Annotated in this window: 19 protein-coding genes and 1 tRNA gene; 7 read left to right on the plus strand and 13 right to left on the minus strand. The window is 65.6% G+C overall.

Annotation, left to right across the window (positions count from 1 at the left end; genetic code table 11):
- Positions 1–6: 6 nt before the first annotated feature.
- Together FE263_RS16360 and FE263_RS16365 are read left to right on the plus strand one after the other, a co-directional pair.
- Positions 7–321, plus strand: coding sequence for a hypothetical protein (locus tag FE263_RS16360; RefSeq protein ID WP_138327108.1), 315 nt, complete (start codon positions 7–9; stop codon positions 319–321).
- 8 nt (positions 322–329) lie between these two features.
- Positions 330–1,118 carry a hypothetical protein gene (locus FE263_RS16365; RefSeq protein ID WP_138327109.1) on the plus strand — a complete coding sequence of 263 codons (789 nt, stop codon included), beginning with the start codon at positions 330–332 and terminating at the stop codon, positions 1,116–1,118.
- A 107-nt stretch (positions 1,119–1,225) separates the two neighbouring features.
- On the opposite strand, the gene FE263_RS16370 is transcribed toward FE263_RS16365, so the two are convergent.
- From FE263_RS16370 to FE263_RS16380, 3 genes are all read right to left on the minus strand, one after another.
- Positions 1,226–1,594 carry a DUF2934 domain-containing protein gene (locus tag FE263_RS16370; RefSeq protein ID WP_138327110.1) on the minus strand — a complete coding sequence of 123 codons (369 nt, stop codon included), beginning with the start codon at positions 1,592–1,594 and terminating at the stop codon, positions 1,226–1,228.
- A gap of 443 nt (positions 1,595–2,037) precedes the next feature.
- Positions 2,038–2,340: a hypothetical protein gene (locus FE263_RS16375; RefSeq protein ID WP_138327111.1), complete on the minus strand. Its 303-nt coding sequence runs from the start codon at positions 2,338–2,340 to the stop codon at positions 2,038–2,040.
- 85 nt (positions 2,341–2,425) lie between these two features.
- Positions 2,426–2,818, minus strand: coding sequence for a response regulator (locus FE263_RS16380; protein WP_138327112.1), 393 nt, complete (start codon positions 2,816–2,818; stop codon positions 2,426–2,428).
- A 784-nt stretch (positions 2,819–3,602) separates the two neighbouring features.
- On the opposite strand from FE263_RS16380, the gene FE263_RS22165 reads away from it, so the two are divergent.
- Complete coding sequence (locus FE263_RS22165; protein ID WP_171034149.1) at positions 3,603–3,761, plus strand: hypothetical protein; 159 nt, start codon at positions 3,603–3,605, stop codon at positions 3,759–3,761.
- 103 nt (positions 3,762–3,864) lie between these two features.
- Here the strand turns inward: FE263_RS22165 and FE263_RS16385 are convergent, their stop codons facing one another.
- Together FE263_RS16385 and FE263_RS16390 are read right to left on the minus strand one after the other, a co-directional pair.
- Positions 3,865–4,047 (minus strand): hypothetical protein, encoded by a 183-nt coding sequence (locus tag FE263_RS16385; RefSeq protein WP_138327113.1) that lies wholly within the window; start codon positions 4,045–4,047, stop codon positions 3,865–3,867.
- Positions 4,048–5,339: 1,292 nt separating this feature from the next.
- Positions 5,340–5,561 (minus strand): AbrB/MazE/SpoVT family DNA-binding domain-containing protein, encoded by a 222-nt coding sequence (locus FE263_RS16390; protein ID WP_138327114.1) that lies wholly within the window; start codon positions 5,559–5,561, stop codon positions 5,340–5,342.
- Between the two features lie 353 nt (positions 5,562–5,914).
- Here FE263_RS16390 and FE263_RS16395 point away from each other — a divergent pair, with 353 nt between their 5' ends.
- The gene (locus FE263_RS16395; protein ID WP_138327115.1) at positions 5,915–6,109 is read left to right on the plus strand and encodes a helix-turn-helix domain-containing protein; all 195 of its coding nucleotides are present in this window, start codon (positions 5,915–5,917) and stop codon (positions 6,107–6,109) included.
- 502 nt (positions 6,110–6,611) lie between these two features.
- Here the strand turns inward: FE263_RS16395 and FE263_RS22950 are convergent.
- Positions 6,612–6,854 carry a helix-turn-helix domain-containing protein gene (locus tag FE263_RS22950; protein ID WP_408886207.1) on the minus strand — a complete coding sequence of 81 codons (243 nt, stop codon included), beginning with the start codon at positions 6,852–6,854 and terminating at the stop codon, positions 6,612–6,614.
- A 134-nt stretch (positions 6,855–6,988) separates the two neighbouring features.
- Between FE263_RS22950 and FE263_RS16405 the strand changes: the two genes are divergently transcribed.
- The 3 genes from FE263_RS16405 to FE263_RS22820 are packed head-to-tail and all read left to right on the plus strand — an operon-like array spanning position 6,989 to position 7,880.
- A complete protein-coding gene (locus FE263_RS16405) occupies positions 6,989–7,492 on the plus strand; it encodes a hypothetical protein (protein WP_138327116.1) in 504 nt (167 codons plus the stop codon).
- A gap of 41 nt (positions 7,493–7,533) precedes the next feature.
- On the plus strand, positions 7,534–7,749 hold the full coding sequence (locus FE263_RS16410; RefSeq protein WP_138327117.1) for a hypothetical protein: 216 nt from the start codon (positions 7,534–7,536) through the stop codon (positions 7,747–7,749).
- Positions 7,746–7,880, plus strand: a complete 135-nt coding sequence (locus tag FE263_RS22820) for a hypothetical protein (RefSeq protein ID WP_276611216.1) — start codon at positions 7,746–7,748, stop codon at positions 7,878–7,880. The genes FE263_RS16410 and FE263_RS22820 overlap by 4 nt, the downstream gene beginning before the upstream one ends.
- Positions 7,881–7,915: 35 nt before the next feature.
- On the opposite strand, the gene FE263_RS16415 is transcribed toward FE263_RS22820, so the two are convergent.
- The 7 genes from FE263_RS16415 to FE263_RS16445 all read right to left on the minus strand — a co-directional run bounded on the left by FE263_RS16415 (position 7,916) and on the right by FE263_RS16445 (position 14,753).
- Positions 7,916–8,125 (minus strand): hypothetical protein, encoded by a 210-nt coding sequence (locus FE263_RS16415; protein ID WP_138327118.1) that lies wholly within the window; start codon positions 8,123–8,125, stop codon positions 7,916–7,918.
- Between the two features lie 78 nt (positions 8,126–8,203).
- Positions 8,204–8,279 (minus strand) — tRNA-Glu (locus FE263_RS16420).
- A gap of 39 nt (positions 8,280–8,318) precedes the next feature.
- Positions 8,319–10,052: a single-stranded-DNA-specific exonuclease RecJ gene (gene recJ / locus FE263_RS16425; protein WP_138327234.1), complete on the minus strand. Its 1,734-nt coding sequence runs from the start codon at positions 10,050–10,052 to the stop codon at positions 8,319–8,321.
- 92 nt (positions 10,053–10,144) lie between these two features.
- Entirely contained in the window at positions 10,145–11,146 is a 1,002-nt protein-coding gene (gene glpX / locus FE263_RS16430) for a class II fructose-bisphosphatase (protein WP_138327119.1), read from the minus strand.
- 14 nt (positions 11,147–11,160) lie between these two features.
- Complete coding sequence (locus FE263_RS16435; protein ID WP_240759793.1) at positions 11,161–12,513, minus strand: homoserine dehydrogenase; 1,353 nt, start codon at positions 12,511–12,513, stop codon at positions 11,161–11,163.
- Complete coding sequence (locus FE263_RS16440) at positions 12,510–13,745, minus strand: LL-diaminopimelate aminotransferase (RefSeq protein ID WP_138327120.1); 1,236 nt, start codon at positions 13,743–13,745, stop codon at positions 12,510–12,512. The genes FE263_RS16435 and FE263_RS16440 overlap by 4 nt, the downstream gene beginning before the upstream one ends.
- A gap of 39 nt (positions 13,746–13,784) precedes the next feature.
- Positions 13,785–14,753, minus strand: a complete 969-nt coding sequence (locus FE263_RS16445) for a hypothetical protein (RefSeq protein ID WP_138327121.1) — start codon at positions 14,751–14,753, stop codon at positions 13,785–13,787.
- Between the last annotated feature and the right edge of the window lie 92 nt (positions 14,754–14,845).

Here is a 14,845-nt window from a genome sequence, read left to right on the forward strand (position 1 = left end):
ACGCCAATGCCGTCTTATGCCTACGACACCCAGCTCGCCGCCGACCGGGCCGTGAAGGCGGTGCAGTCTCTCCAACGCGCCGAACAGGAGTGCCAGGGCTTCGCAGCTGACACGGCCGCCATGACCACGCCCTACCAGGTGTATGTGTCGGCGCTGCAGAACATGGGCGTTGGCACGAGCGATCTGGGCAACAATGCGGCCACGGCCCGCGCGGTGTTCCTGGCCAGCAAGCGTGCCGGGCGCCAGCGGACCGAACGGATGAGCCAGGCCGACGATGCGGATTACCGTCGGCGCTTCCCGAACGCGGGTCGGCTGAAGTGAGATCGGTGATGCAGAAGCTAGTCTCAGCCTCCTCGGCTCGTCAGGCGCTGGCTGCAGCGATCGCGGACGTGCAGCAGTTTGAGAACACCAAGCGTGAGCTCGAGCAGCAGCGGCAGCGGCTCGAGGCGTCAGTCTACCAGGCAGTCGAGGATGTTGACGCCGCTAGGCAGGCGCTGGGCGAGTTCGAGCGGGCCTTGAGCGCGTACTACCTCGCCGAGGCGCAGGGTACGGCGACCGGGAAGCCGCCCTCGCGCCGGCAGCTCGAGGATGCGGTGGAGGAGGCCGAGCTGCGCTTGCAGGCCCGGCGGGACGCGCAGGCTGCGTGTGCAAGCGCTATTCGCGACCGGCCGTGGCAGGACCACCTGGTGCGGCAGAAGCTCGATGCTGCCATCGCGGCGGTTCTGGCAGCCGATGGGCGAGACGCTGCTCAGGCTGTCTCGCAGCATGTCGCTGGCTTGCAGCGCGAGCTCGCAAGCTGGGGCGCAGCGCTGCTCTTTCTCCAGGAAATGGGTGCTTACGAAAAGGATCCCGAGCCCGGCGGTTCGCACGGCCAACCAATCGACAACGAGGTGAGACGAGCGGCCAAGCGCCTTCTCGCGGCGCCGGTCGACTGGGGGAGCGAAGCCGTCTCGGAGGACCGGGACAGCTGGAAAGCTCAGGCCCTGGACGCGTCGAAGCCCTGGCGCCAGGCGGTCGCGGCCCTCGCCACTGACCCGAACGTACCGTTGCCGGATGGCCCGGCTCGCACCGTGGCCCTGGTCGGCAAGTCACCGCGGCTGGTTGGGTCGGCGGCGTGACGGCAGCAACGTGGGGCAGGTGCAGCCAACACAGGTGGATCCCAGCGTGCTTAGAACAAGCGAGCTTCGAAGCGTTCTCGGCACCTTCTCATAAATGCCGCCCGCCCTCACGCCGCCGCTGAGATCTCGGTGAACTCCATCGCCTGCTTCCAATGCTGTTCGGCCATGCCGTCAGGGCGCCCAGCATCAATCCACATGAAGTACGCGCGGGTGCGAATGGCATCGCGCCGACGGTCTTCCTCATCAGCCCGCAACTGCAGGACGTCAGCGACGGGTGTCAGGCTCCCTCCGCGGCAGACATGGGGGCGGCCGTGCAGCCTAGGAACATCCTCGTCTGGCACCAGCTTCAGGTGCGCTGCTTCCTGAACCGCCTGCTGGACGCAGTCTTCCTCACTCCGTCCCCCGTCTGCAGGGACCGGAAAGACGTGCAGGATGCGGTTGTGGCCGTCCAAGACGTCCACCAGACGTTCTTCCATGGCAGCTTCCTAAAATATCTTGATGAAATGCCCAGCATCAGCAGACGTTCGGGAGATCGGACCCCACCCTGCCGTTCTGCTATCAAAATGATAGTGGGCTCTCCCGGCGGTCGTCAACATGGAGATGATGTCCGCCCACAGATTTCATCCCCGTCAGCCGTCCACACTCGTCCGCACTGGTCGGTCTGCTCGAGCCGCAACCGTGTCGGCGTCACTGGTCCGCAACAAGGCGCCGCTAGTAAGGAAATTGCCACCTCACAGCGCTTCAGCAGCGTAGGAGCAACGGACATGTCGGCCGTGACCATCCGAGACTTCCTGGAGGGTTTGGAGCTCGGAGGTGGACCAGGCGCACCAGCGTCGATTAACGAGGCACTGGTCCAAGCCTGGGCTGGGGCGCTCGCCCTGGCGGCGAGCCTCGCTGGTGTCTCCGTCTTGGTGGTGGTCTATCCGTAGGCACCCGGCCCGGCCAGAACCATCATATCGGCGTTGCCGGTCGTGCTGCTTGGCACGCTTTGCAACAGAACCCCGGTCGGCGGCTGCCTGCAGCGCTGGCACCGGAGCATCGCCAGCACCTCCCGGATCGTAGTGGATGCGTGCGCCGGTAGTAGCTTGGCGATCGGCAGGTCAACCTCGGCGGAGCAGGCCCGGCAGGCGCACACGAGCACCCAAGGCTTGTTCCGATAATTCGAAAGCGGCGTGGCGAGCACCACCTGCAGACGCCGGCTCCGGGTGAGGTTCTGTCCCATGCTGAGAACATAAAGGGAACAGGGGTCGGGATACTAGACCGTTCGAGAGGCCGCAGTCATCGACGGCCCCCAACGCCTCTACCGGTCAACAATATAAGGAGAGGGACAACACCTTCGTAACCTGTACGACAGCCTGAACGAGTTGCGTCAACGTGAACGGCTTTGCCAGCATGACGCTGCCTGGCACGCCTCTCGCGTTCCATGCTCCCGGCTCGCCGCCGGTCATGTGGATGATAGGTAGCGTTGGGTTGATCCAGCGAGCCCGTGCGGCAACCTCCCACCCCGACAGCAGGCCCGGAAGTACCACGTCGGTGATCATGACGTCATACCGAGAGCCCTCATGGTCGAGGAACGACATCGCCTCGATGCCATCTGACGCGGCCGCGATGCGGTAGCCGTTGTCTATCAAGACTTCGGCCATTAAGTCTTGAATAAAGGGTTCGTCTTCCACGATCAATACAAACATCGGGACAGCCATTGCCGCTAATCCTATCTGTAAACGAATGATCGCGGAAAGCGGTGTGCGATTTCTACACTACATTTAATTATGAGATACTAGGTAGTCACCGCAGTCAATACGGTCTGCTAAGTATATTCCGCACTGGGTCTCTCATCGCACATTCCGCTGACAAGCTGTATTCCAGGCTATCGCGATAGCTTCATGCAGTCGGCTGAATTTGGGGCTCGTGCGAATGGCTGACTTCCAGTTGCTTGTAATCGACAGCGCCGGCGCCGTGGTCTTGATCGACGGATTTGCCGCTGCCACTCCCGCCATCGCTTGGGCTCACACGCGGACTTGGACCTCTATTGGACAGTGCATTGAATTATGGTGCGACGGTCTCCGGATCTGGCCAGAACAGCCTGACGGAACCGCAGGCCTCTCTGACGGTAACGGCGGTGCCGGCCGGCCCGATCGACAGCACGAAGTAGAAGCCTAGAGCAGCGGGGGCATTCTATGGCCAATCGGCTGACAATGCCGTTGACCGCGGCAGCGACGCTACCAGCCTCTTTCACCAGGCGAGAGGAGATCCCTACGCCTGCTAGGTACGATGCCTACCTGAAGGCACGTCTCGTAAACAGATGCGGACAAAACGGGATCTTCAATCAACGATCCAGCGGTAAACCTTCGTCATACAGACACTCCCACACACATTTTGGCACCGTCGGACGCTCCCTTGGCGCTTAATGTCAGGATGCATGCGCTTACGGATGATGCTGCCGGACTACGCGATCAGGCTCTAGCGTGCGAGGCGCACGGCCACATGAGCCAAGCCGTGAGCCTCTGGCGGGCTGCCATCTCTGCCGCTGAGCATGGCCAGGCTGGCGACAAGTCGATCGACATCGGCTGGATGCGTCGGCGCCTGCTCCTCGCGCAGGCTGTCATCAAACGACAACCTCCTGCTAGCGACCGGCTGCACTGATTTCGGGCGGCTCCCAGAGCGAGTTGATCATGCCTTTCCGGATCTGTCGATCGCCTCAACTGCGACTAGACGCTAGCGAAAACTCTTCTGCCCGATGCGTTCGTCAAACGCGCGGCGCTCGGGAGAATATCTTCTTGTCGCCGCGCCAGATCTCAACATAGTCGCCCTTCGCTACGACGGACTCCCCACGGACCCGGGCATCTCCGTCACTGTCGAATTCGTACTCGCTACCGACCCCGGTGATTTTGCCATCTGGATCAATCGGAAAAAGCTTGTAGACAGGCATGCGGTTCTCCCGTGCCGATAAGGCGGGAGGCTTGAGCCCTCTCAGTCGCTAACGCCTAACGCGATTGGCGGATGTCAGCGATGCGTAGTGTATACCTTCATTTAGGCTTCGGCGTCCTGCTGAAAGCGTTCGACGCCGGATCGCCGCTGAAAGTGACGCAATCCACTAGCGAGGACGTTACTCGCTTGGCCGGTAGCGGCGGCCGGGTGTCGCGAAGGTGGGGGCTGCTGGCAGGAAGCCAATCACGGGAAGGTCCAAGGGAGGCGCTCTCCCGGCACCTCGGATCTGTCACGATAATAACGCACAGAGGCTACGTGTCACGTTCTATTCACTACGTCAAAGCAGCACAGGCGCATAGATAGCACCCCAGCCAACACGCTAACGTAACGTTAGGCAGGGATCGCTGACATGCTCGAAATGGTTCTTATGCTCATGAGCTTCGTCTTGTTCGGAGCGTTCTGGTCCGTTTGTGCCGTCCTGTACGACACGACGCCCATGATCTCCGCGGACGACGTCTGAAACCCGGCCGCAGGATACATTGCCGTGCCGCACCGTGGTGCTCATGTCGACCTTAAGACCCCCTCGACCTTCCCGACCTCTATGCCGGAAGTTGTCGTGGCCGACAGGGCTGTATTACAGGCTGAGAGCCTGAAGTGGAGCCGCAAGGCAGCCAGCCTCTACCGCCAGTATATCTTGGCTATGGCCGCGACAGTGTTGACCGTCGCAGCTGTGGTCGTCCTTTGGGCACTGCCCCTGATCGCACCACTCTTCGGTGACGTGTACCTCTTCGGGTCACCTTCGGTCTGACCGCCGCCATGAACACGACCGGCGGCTCGACGAGCGTCAGCACCGTGGCGACTTACGCCGCTGCCTTTCGAACAGAGAACTTGAACTGAATTACTAGCGGTGCCTTTTACGGCGCCTCGCCTTGCCACCGGCTCGGTTTCTGGACTCGCAAGCTAAGAGCGTCATACTCCCATGGCCCGGGGAGAAAGTCGGCAGTCCCGGTGTGGTTGTTTAAGTCCCACCTCGCGTGAAGCACAGACTGACCATAGTAGTGCACGCGCAACGTCGTCCTCGTCGGGGTTTCGATACAGGTGATTAAATAGTCGGCTGACTGAAAGCGCCCAGATGCACCGCTCCTGACTCCCCAGCTGCGGATCAGTCCCTCACAGTGCATGATGAGCCGATTGCACCTTGCAACCTGTGTAATCGTTAGATCCATGAAAGCCTCCAGACGGCGCGTCATGCCAATCTAAAAGATTTTCACGCAAGTAAAGAATGCGACATTATTATGTTGTGAAGTTAGTTTGATGAGCTCTGCAGCAGGAGACTGCGTTTAGGATCCGCCCCCTTGGCACCTCGATCGCTGTCCCCAGGAAGCCGTCGTCGATCTGCTCGAGCAGCAGCCGGTGGCCTGGCCGCCAGCCGAGCTTCTCGGCCAGTGTTGCGGGAATGATGAGGCTGCCGTCAGGGCCGAACACAGCCTCGTATTGATCTACGTCGTCGAACATGGATGCCCCTCGGCTATGCTGGCGCCATGGCTCTACCACGCGATCGCCCCAGCACCCTCGCCGACCTCTATGCCGAGACCGACACTGTCCGGGTGGCGTGCAATCGCTGCGGGCTCGACGAACGCTGGCCGCTAGCGCAGGAACTGGCGTTCCACGGGCCGCGGGAGCTGGTGTGGATGGTGGTGGAGGCTCGGGCGGATGATTGCCCTCGTAAGGGGGAAACCCGTCCCTACGAGCTCTGCGGGATCCATTGTCCCAGCCTGAAGGAGCACATGGACTGGACCCCGCTACCGAAGCGCGGCTTAGCTTAGGGCAAGGCTTTACGTCCGATCCCGCCTGGTGGAGCAGAGGCGATGTCTGAACCCTATGCCTATTCCGTTCCTCAGCTAGCCCGCATCTGGGGCGTGTCCGAGAGGACTGTCTACACTCTGGTGTCGACTGGCAAGCTGGGTCACCTCCGCATCGGCAACTCGATCCGGATCAAGCAGTCTGATCGGGATGCCTACGAGACCGGGGTGTGGCAGGGACCGGGCGAAATGCCGCGCTAACAGGGAGTGCTAAAGAGAAGGCGGGGGTCGAAACCCCCGCCTTGTCAGTTAGATATGCTTCCCAGGTCTGAAGGTTGTTCGCTTTCCGTTTTTCAATTCGGAAAGCCTACCCTGATTGACCAGATAATCGGCGGCTACGATGTGCTGGTGTTCACCAGCTTCTAGCCGTTTCAAGACCAGGATGATTTCAGACTGTGGAAGCTCTGGGTAACGATTGGATCGCGTTGCCATTTGGGATCTCCTTCATGGCGAGATCCGCTTGACACCACGCTCTTAGAAGACGAGGTTCCGGTTGTTGGTGGGTTCCTAATCTCCCAGTAAGCGTAACCCGGGCGCGGGTTACCAGGTTGGACTCGGTGGCGGCCGCAGTTTCAGCTGCGGCCGTCGCTCCACCTGAGCGGCATCAATGTTTACATGGCGTACTTCTGAATAAGAGTCGAGCCCCAGTAATCGAGGGCTCAGCGATTCGTTGTGTGCTTTTAGTTGTTGATTGTTATGGCCTCTAGACTGTGGCCAACCGCAGCCTCACCCCCGCCCCACCCCCGTTCTCCTGGATGAACTCGACTCCGGCGGCCTCTAGAGCCCTACGTAGAGCCGACAGGGTCGCCCCCCGAGGCCGTGAGCCTTGGTCCTCAAACCTCACCAGGGTGCTCTTCGGGACGCCGCTGCTCGCGACCAGCTGATCGCGGGTCCAGTCTAGGAGTCCTCGGGCCGCTCGGACTTGGGCCGGGGAAATGGTATCCACGATGTCACTTTCCGCTTGATCTTCGACCAGCATAGTGACATTGAGGATGTCGTTCCGCAAGGAACAACGGCCGAGCGCGGTGGTGGAACACCGAGCCCGGCCTCACCGCAACCCTGACGCTGGAGCGCAGGATCATGGCTATTTCTGCCGATATCACACCCGAGGTGGGTTCGTCGCGCCGTGCTTTATTAACCGCCGCCGGTTTTACCGGCTTAGCTGCAGTGGCGGCCGTCGGCTGGATGCGCCCAGACTTGCCGGCGGCCGCGGTCCAGGTTGGTGACCAAGAAGGGTTAGACGGCGGTCTCCACAGCCTTCAGTCGAGCACCGGCCCAGACGCCGAACTGATCGCCCTATGCGCCGCCTTCGACGAGTTCGAGCAGCAGCGCATCCAGTCGCATGCGGAGGATGGCGAGGACGACGAGGTGGAGGCGTTCCGGGACGACCTGTTCGACAAGCAGGAGCCTCTGCTGCGGCAGATCGTCACCCTTCGAGCTACGACCATGGAGGGTGCGCGAGCTCGGGCAAGGATGCTTCGTCTCTGGGATGCCGAGCTTGAGAAGAATGGCCGTCACGAGGACGATTTCTGGAACAGCCAGATGATCTGGGCGCTGGTTCGTGACCTGACAGGTGCAGCTTGACCGCGGGCGTTGACGGTAACGCCCTGGTCCGGATGGCAGCGATGAGGACTGAGCAGCAGCTCGGCCGCGTCCATGCCGCGATGACCTTGCTCTTCGTGCGGATGGCGGAGGTGACGCCACCTATCCACGAGGAACTGGACAGCTGGATCCGGGTGCTCCAGTGGCTGTCGGACGTTGTCGCCGACCTCGAGAGCAACCTGACGCGGTCGCTGCAGCACAATGCGCTTCAGGCCACCGCCGGGCAGGTGCAGCAATGAGCCGCCTTGTGCGCGAGATCGCGCTGCTGGTCATGCTGCCACCGACGCGGGCGATGATGTACGTCACCACCCGGTTGCTCGAGGAGGACCGGAAAGCGCACGCTGCGCGTTCTCCGAGCTACCGTACATGACCCGCCCGGCCCCGAAGCAACCGTCCCGGCGCGCGTCAGACCTTGTCCACCTCCTGCTCGAGGAAGCGCCGGCGCAGGTCTTCCTGGAGGCCTCTCAGGTGGCGCCGCAGCACGCGCAGCTTCGTCTGCCAGGACCGGCCGTAGGTTTGATGCAGCTGCTGCTCGACCAGGTTGAGGTGGAAGTCCGTGCGCTGCAGCAGCGCCTCGTGCTGAGCCACTTCCAAGCCACGTCTGAGTTTCACCATTTACCCGTGTCCAAGACTGTATATTGGCCAGATCTTGGACAACCAATCCAGGCAAAGCAACTAAGTCATTGGAAGGATTGGCGTCCCGTACGGGGTTCGAACCCGTGTTACCGCCGTGAAAGGGCGGTGTCCTAGGCCACTAGACGAACGGGACATGCGGCCCGCGGTGGGTAGCGGAGCGGGGCCGGGTCGGTCAAGACAGGTGAGCGTTCCCCAAGGCGAGAGCCGCATCGGCGATGAAGAAGCCGGCTTCCACCCGCCCCTGCCAGGCCTCGGCGCGCAGCTGGCCTGCAAGGTGCAACCTGGCCCCATCGCGGCTCTCCAGCATTGGCGCCAGCGCGCCCTCACCCGCGCGGAACAGCAACGCCTTCAGTCGCGGACCGCCGCCCTCGCCCTCGACCAGCAGCCTGAGCGTGTTGCCTTCCTTGCCGATGCGGTCGGCACGCGCCACGCGAACGTTCGGCAGCACGAACACCGGCTCGTCATTTCCGGGTCCGAACGGCGCCAGCCTGCCGACATGGGCGGCCAGCTCGGCATTGGCACCCGCCACGCCAAGCACCGCATCCACCGGCAGATCGACCGCCGCCGGACGGTGGCGCGCTGCCGCCAGCCTCTCGTCCAGGAAGCCGTGCAACGCCGCGATACCGTCCGCGCGCAGCGAGAAGCCCGCCGCCATGGCGTGGCCGCCGCCGGTCAGCAGCAGTCCGGACTGCCGCGCCGCGATGATCACGGTGCCAAGATCAAGCCCCGGCACCGACCGGCCGGAGCCCTTGACGCTGCCATCCTCCAATTCCGCGCCGACCAGGGCGGGGCGGTTGAACCGCTCCTTGACCCGGCCGGCGACGATGCCGACCACACCCGGATGCCAGCCGGTGCCGCTCAGCAGCAGGACGGCATGGCCGGCCGCCACCTGCGCCGCCGCCAGTTCCATCGCATGATCGAGGATCGCGGCCTCGACGCCGCGCCGTTGCCGGTTGACCGCGTCGAGACGCTCGGCCAGCCCGCGCGCCTCGTCGGCATCCTCGCACAGCAGCAGACGCAGCCCGAGATCGGCCTCGGCGATGCGGCCACCGGCATTGATGCGCGGGCCGATCGCGTAGCCGCAGGTGAAGGCGCTCGGCGCTTCGTGCGCCATCGCCACCTCGAGCAGCGCCTTGAGGCCGATCCGCTCGCGCCGACCCATCACCTTCAACCCCTGCGTGACCAGCGCCCGGTTCAACCCGGTCAGCGGCATCACGTCACAGATCGTCGCCAGCGCCACCATGTCGAGGCGCGAGATCAGGTCCGGCTCGCGCCTCGCCCCGAACCAGCCGCGGCGGCGCAGTGCCCGCACCATCGCCACCGCGGCGAGGAACGCGATCGCGGTAGCGCACAGCGTGCCCAGGCCCGATGCACAATCGAGCCGGTTCGGATTGACCGTCGCAAGCACCGGCGGCGGCGGTCCTTCCGCCTTGTGGTGGTCCAGGATCACCACGTCTGCACGCCCCACCACCGCGATCAGCGGCTCGGGCGCGGCGGTGCCGCAATCGACGCACACGATCAGGCCGGCGCCGCGCTCCACCATGGCAAGCAGTGCCGGCGCGTTCGGCCCGTAGCCCTCCAGCATCCGATCCGGCACGTGCGTCAGCACCGCGCAGCCGAGTTCGCGCAGCAGTCCCGCCAGCAGGCCGGTGGCACAGGCGCCGTCCACATCGTAGTCGCCGAAGATGCCGACCGTCTCGCCACCGGCTACGGCATCGGCCAGTCGCTCGGCGGCGGCGTCCATGTCGGTGAGGCAACTCGGATCCGGCAGCAGCGCACGCAGGGTCGGCTCGAGGAAATGCGCCGCGCCTTCGGCGGTGATCCCGCGCGCATGCAGCAGCCGGCCGATCAGTTCCGGCAGACCACAGGTCTGGGAGATGGCGGCCGCCAGTCGCTCCTGCCCCATCCCTTCGCTGCGCCACTGCCAGCGTCGTCCGCTCAGGCTGTTCGAGACATCCAGCACCGGCCGGACGGCCGGTATCTGCGTCGCGATGACGTTCAGGTCGGGCTCCAGGTCTTGGTGGCGAAGTTGTGCTGGCCCTCAATGAAGCGGACGGTGCCGGACTTCGAGCGCATGACGATGGAGTGCGTGACGCCGCGCTCCGCCGTCCGACGCACGCCGCGCAGCAGCGCGCCGTCGGTGACGCCGGTGGCGGAGAACAGCACGTCGCCGCGCGCAAGATCGGTCAGCGTCAGCAGCCGCCGCGGATCGCCCTCGTCCATGGTGCGTGCGCGCGACACCTGCTCATCGTTCTCGAACATCAATCGCGCCTGCATGAAGCCATCCACGCAGCGCAGCGCGGCGGCGGCCAGCACACCCTCGGGCGCGCCGCCGGAACCGACATAGATGTCCACGCCACTGCCGGGCAGACAAGCCGCGATGACTCCCGCCACATCACCGTCGGTGATCAGCATGACCCGCGCACCGGCCTCGCGCGCGCGGGCGATCAGCTCCTCGTGCCGGTCGCGATCGAGCGTGCAGAGGGTCAGTTCCTCGATGGTCGTCTTCCGCGCCCGCGCCAGGTTGCGCAGGTTGGTCTCGATGGAGGCATCGAGGCTGACCGTGTCGGGCGGCAGGCCGGCGCCGATCGCGATCTTGTCCATGTAGATGTCGGGCGCGTGCAGGAAATTGCCCTGCTCGGCGAGCGCCACCACGGTCAGGGCGTTCGGCGCGTTCTTTGCGGTCAGCGAGGTGCCTTCCAGCGGGTCGACGGCAATGTCCATCGCGGGGCCGCCGGCACCGACCTTCTCGCCGATGTACAGCATCGGCGCCTCGTCCATCTCGCCTTCGCCGATCACCACGGTGCCGTCGATGGCAACGGTATCGAACGCCAGCCGCATGGCCTCGACCGCGGCGCCATCCGCCTCGTTCTTGTTGCCCCGCCCAGTCCAGCGCGACGCAGCCAGCGCCGCCGCCTCCGTCACACGCACCAGCTCAAGCGCAAGATTTCGATCGCTGGCCTGGTAGGACTGCTTTTTCCCGGGCTTGTTCTCGGACATGAATTCGATCCTTTTCAGCCAGCTTCTATGCGGATCATCGCGGGCGGCTCGATCACCACGTCAAGGGCGGCGATCAGTTCGAGTGCACGCCGCATCGCATGCTCGCGGGTCTGGTGGGTAACCAGCACGATCGGCACCGCATCGGGTACATCGTTGCCGGACACGTCCTCGGTCGCGCCATGCTGCAGCATGCTCTTCAACGAGACGCCGCTGTCACGCAGGATCGCCGCGATCTCGGCGATCACGCCGGGACGGTCGAGCACCTGCAGGCGCAGATAATACGCGCCGACCCGCTCGCCGATCGGGACACTGACGACCTGCGACAGATGTTCGGCGTTGGCGCCCCAGACCGGGATCGTGGTGCCGCGCGCGACGTCGATCAGGTCCGCCACCACCGCCGAGGCGGTCGGGCCGGCGCCGGCGCCGCGGCCTTCGAGCATGACGCGCCCGACGAAGTCGCCCTCGGCGAACACCGCGTTGAACACGCCGTCGACCAGGGCGATCGGCATGGTCTGCGGCACCAGGCACGGATGCACCCGCGCCTCGACGCCGGCTTCCGCCAGGCGCGCGATGCCGAGCAGCTTGATGCGGTAGCCGAGCTCCTGCGCAAACGCGATGTCCAGCGCGCCCACGGCGCGTATGCCCTCGACATGCACGGAGGCGAAGTCCACCGGCCGGCCGAAGGCGAGCGCCGCCAGGATCGCCAGCTTGTGCGCGGCGTCGATGCCGTCGATGTCGGTGGAAGGATCGGCCTCCGCGTAACCCAGTGCCTGCGCCTCGGCAAGGATGGATGCGAAGTCGCGCCCGCTCTCGCGCATGGCGGTGAGGATGTAGTTGCAGGTGCCGTTCAGGATGCCGCCGACCCGGGTCAGCCGGTCGGCCGCGAGCCCCTCGCGCACCGCCTTGATGACCGGAATGCCGCCGGCCACCGCCGCCTCGAAGCACAGCGGCACCGCGCTGCGTTCCGCCATGGCGGCGAGGCTGGCGCCGTGGATTGCGATCAGCGCCTTGTTGGCGGTCACCACCGGCCGTCCGGCGGCGAGCGAGGCCTCGACCAGCTGCCGCGCCGGCCCCTCGGCGCCACCGATCAGTTCGACCACCACATCGACATCCGGGTCGCCGGCGAGCCCGCGCGCATCGTCATGCCAGCGCAGGCCGGAGAGGTCCACGCCACGCTCCCGGGTGCGGTCGCGCGCAGCCACCGCGGTGATCGCGATCGGACGTCCGGCGCGGGTGGCGATCAGCTCGGCATTGGCGGCGAGCAGGCGGACCACGCCGACGCCGACGGTGCCGAGGCCGGCGATACCGACACGCAGCGTCGCCGGTCGCAGTCTATCTCCCTGCCGTGGATCGCCCGGGAAACTCACGATGCGTCGGCCAGCGTGCCGTCGGCCGGCACCTCGGTGCGGGCCGGACCGCCATTATGCGCGTTCAGGAAGGTGCGGATGTTGCGCGTCGCCTGGCGCAGGCGCTGGGTGTTCTCGACCAGCCCGATGCGCACGAAGCCCTCGCCGTACTCGCCGAAGCCGAGGCCGGGTGCGACCGCGACACCGGCCTCCTGCATCAGCAGCTTGGCGAAGCCGACGCTGCCCAGATGCACGAAGCGCTCGGGGATTGGTGCCCAGGCAAACATCGAGCCCTCCGGCGACGGCACGTTCCAGCCGGCCGCGGAGAGCCCGCGGATCAGCACGTCGCGACGGTCGCGGTACAGCGTGCGCATCTGCTCGACGCACTCCTGCGGACCGTTGAGGGCCGCTACCGAGGCCACCTGGATCGGGGTGAAGGCACCGTAGTCGAGATAGGACTTGATGCGGGTGAGCGCATTGATCAGGCGCGGATTGCCCGCCGCGAAACCCATGCGCCAGCCGGCCATCGAATAGGTCTTGGACAGCGAGGTGAACTCGACAGCGACATCCTTGGCGCCCGGCACCTGCAGGATCGAGGGCGGCGGGGTGTCGCCGAAATAGATCTCGGCGTAGGCGAGATCCGAGAGGATCCAGATCTCCTCGCGGCGCGCGAACGCAACCAGCTCTCGGTAGAAATCAAGATCGGCAACATAGGCGGTCGGGTTCGAGGGGAAGTTCACGATCAGCGCGGTCGGCTTCGGCACCGAGTGGCGCACCGCACGCTCCAGGGCGCGCAGCATGTCCTCGTCGGGTCGCGCCGGGATCGAACGCACCGAGGCGCCGGCGATGATGAAGCCGAACTGGTGGATCGGATAGGACGGGTTCGGCACCAGGATGGTGTCGCCCGGGCTGGTGATCGCCGCCGACAGGTTGGCCAGACCCTCCTTGGAGCCGAGCGTCGCCACCACCTCGGTCGCGGGGTCGAGCTGCACGTCGAAGCGCCGCGCATAGTAGCCGGCGAGCGCCTTCAGCAGGCCGGGGATGCCCTTGCTGACCGAGTAGCGATGCGAGCGCGGGTCGGCCACCGTCTCGACCAGCTTTGCGACGATATGCGGCGGCGTCGGGCTGTCGGGGTTGCCCATGCCGAGATCGATGATGTCCGCGCCGCGGGCCCGGGCCGCCGCCTTGGCCTTGTTGACCTCCGCGAACACGTAGGGCGGCAGGCGGCGGATGCGGTGGAACTCTTCGCTCATCATGCTTCTCTGGACAGGCTTTCGGGAACAGCGCGGCTGTTACTGTACCAGAGTGAGGCTCGCGCCGCGACCGAATGCGTCCGCCTGCAGCTGGATGGCGCGCGACGGAACGCCCTGCGTGCGCAGCATGTCGGCGACGGCGCGGCCACGCAGGGTAGCGAGATTGAGCGCGTCGGCCTGCGCCTCCGGATCGGACGACGAGGCCTCCCCATAGCCGTGCACCACGATGATGCCGGTGCGGCGGCGCGCGGCGACGGCATGCACCAGCCCCGTCTCGCCCGACTGCACCACGTCGGTGTTGCCGACGAAGGCGACCTGCGTGCCGGTCTGCGGCGCCACATGGTAGTCCGGCAGCACCGCCGCCACCGGAGCGTGGGCCTCGGCCGATGCCTCCTCGGCCTGCAGGCCCGGCAGCCGCGGCGACGACGGCGGGCCGCCCGGGATGGCGGGGATCGTCACAGTGCCGGGCCCGGTATCCGCCTGTACGGTGACCGCCGGCATGGCGATCTCCGGCTCGCTATCCTCGGCCGGCGTCGTCGCCCCGGCAGCCGGCTTCTCGCCGGTCGCCGCGGTCTGCGGAGCGTTGGGCTGCGCCCCTGGCGCGGGGGGCGTGGCTTCGGCGGCGTCGAGGGTCGCCGAGGACCCTCCGGCGGGTGCAGCCGTAGGCGCGGCCTGGACGTTCGCCGGCGTCGGCCTGACCGGATGCGGCGGCAGCACCGGCGGCGGAAGCGGATCGTTGGCGTCGACGCGGGTGGTAAGATTGCGCTGCCGCATCAGCGACTCCGTCACCGACGCGCGCAGGGCTGCGGAGGCGACCACCGGGGCGGCGGCGGGCACCGTTCCGACATGCGGATAGGGATCGTTGACGCCGGGCGGCGGCGGGCGATCCTTCGCGATTTCGCCACCCTCCAGCTGGTGCCACCAGTTGACGGGCGTATCCACGGTATCCCTGCCGCCGCAGCCGCTCGCAGCCAGGGGCGTCGCCAGGATCAGGGCACCCAGCGTCATCCGACACGCTCTTGGTCCTGGCCGGTTGTTGCCCATGTCTGTCCCGATCCCGCTTGCCTCCAGGGTTTAGCGCGGCCCGGCCCGGACGCAAG

Source organism: Lichenicoccus roseus, from assembly GCF_005844085.1.
In the GTDB taxonomy this organism is placed as follows: domain Bacteria; phylum Pseudomonadota; class Alphaproteobacteria; order Acetobacterales; family Acetobacteraceae; genus Lichenicoccus; species Lichenicoccus roseus.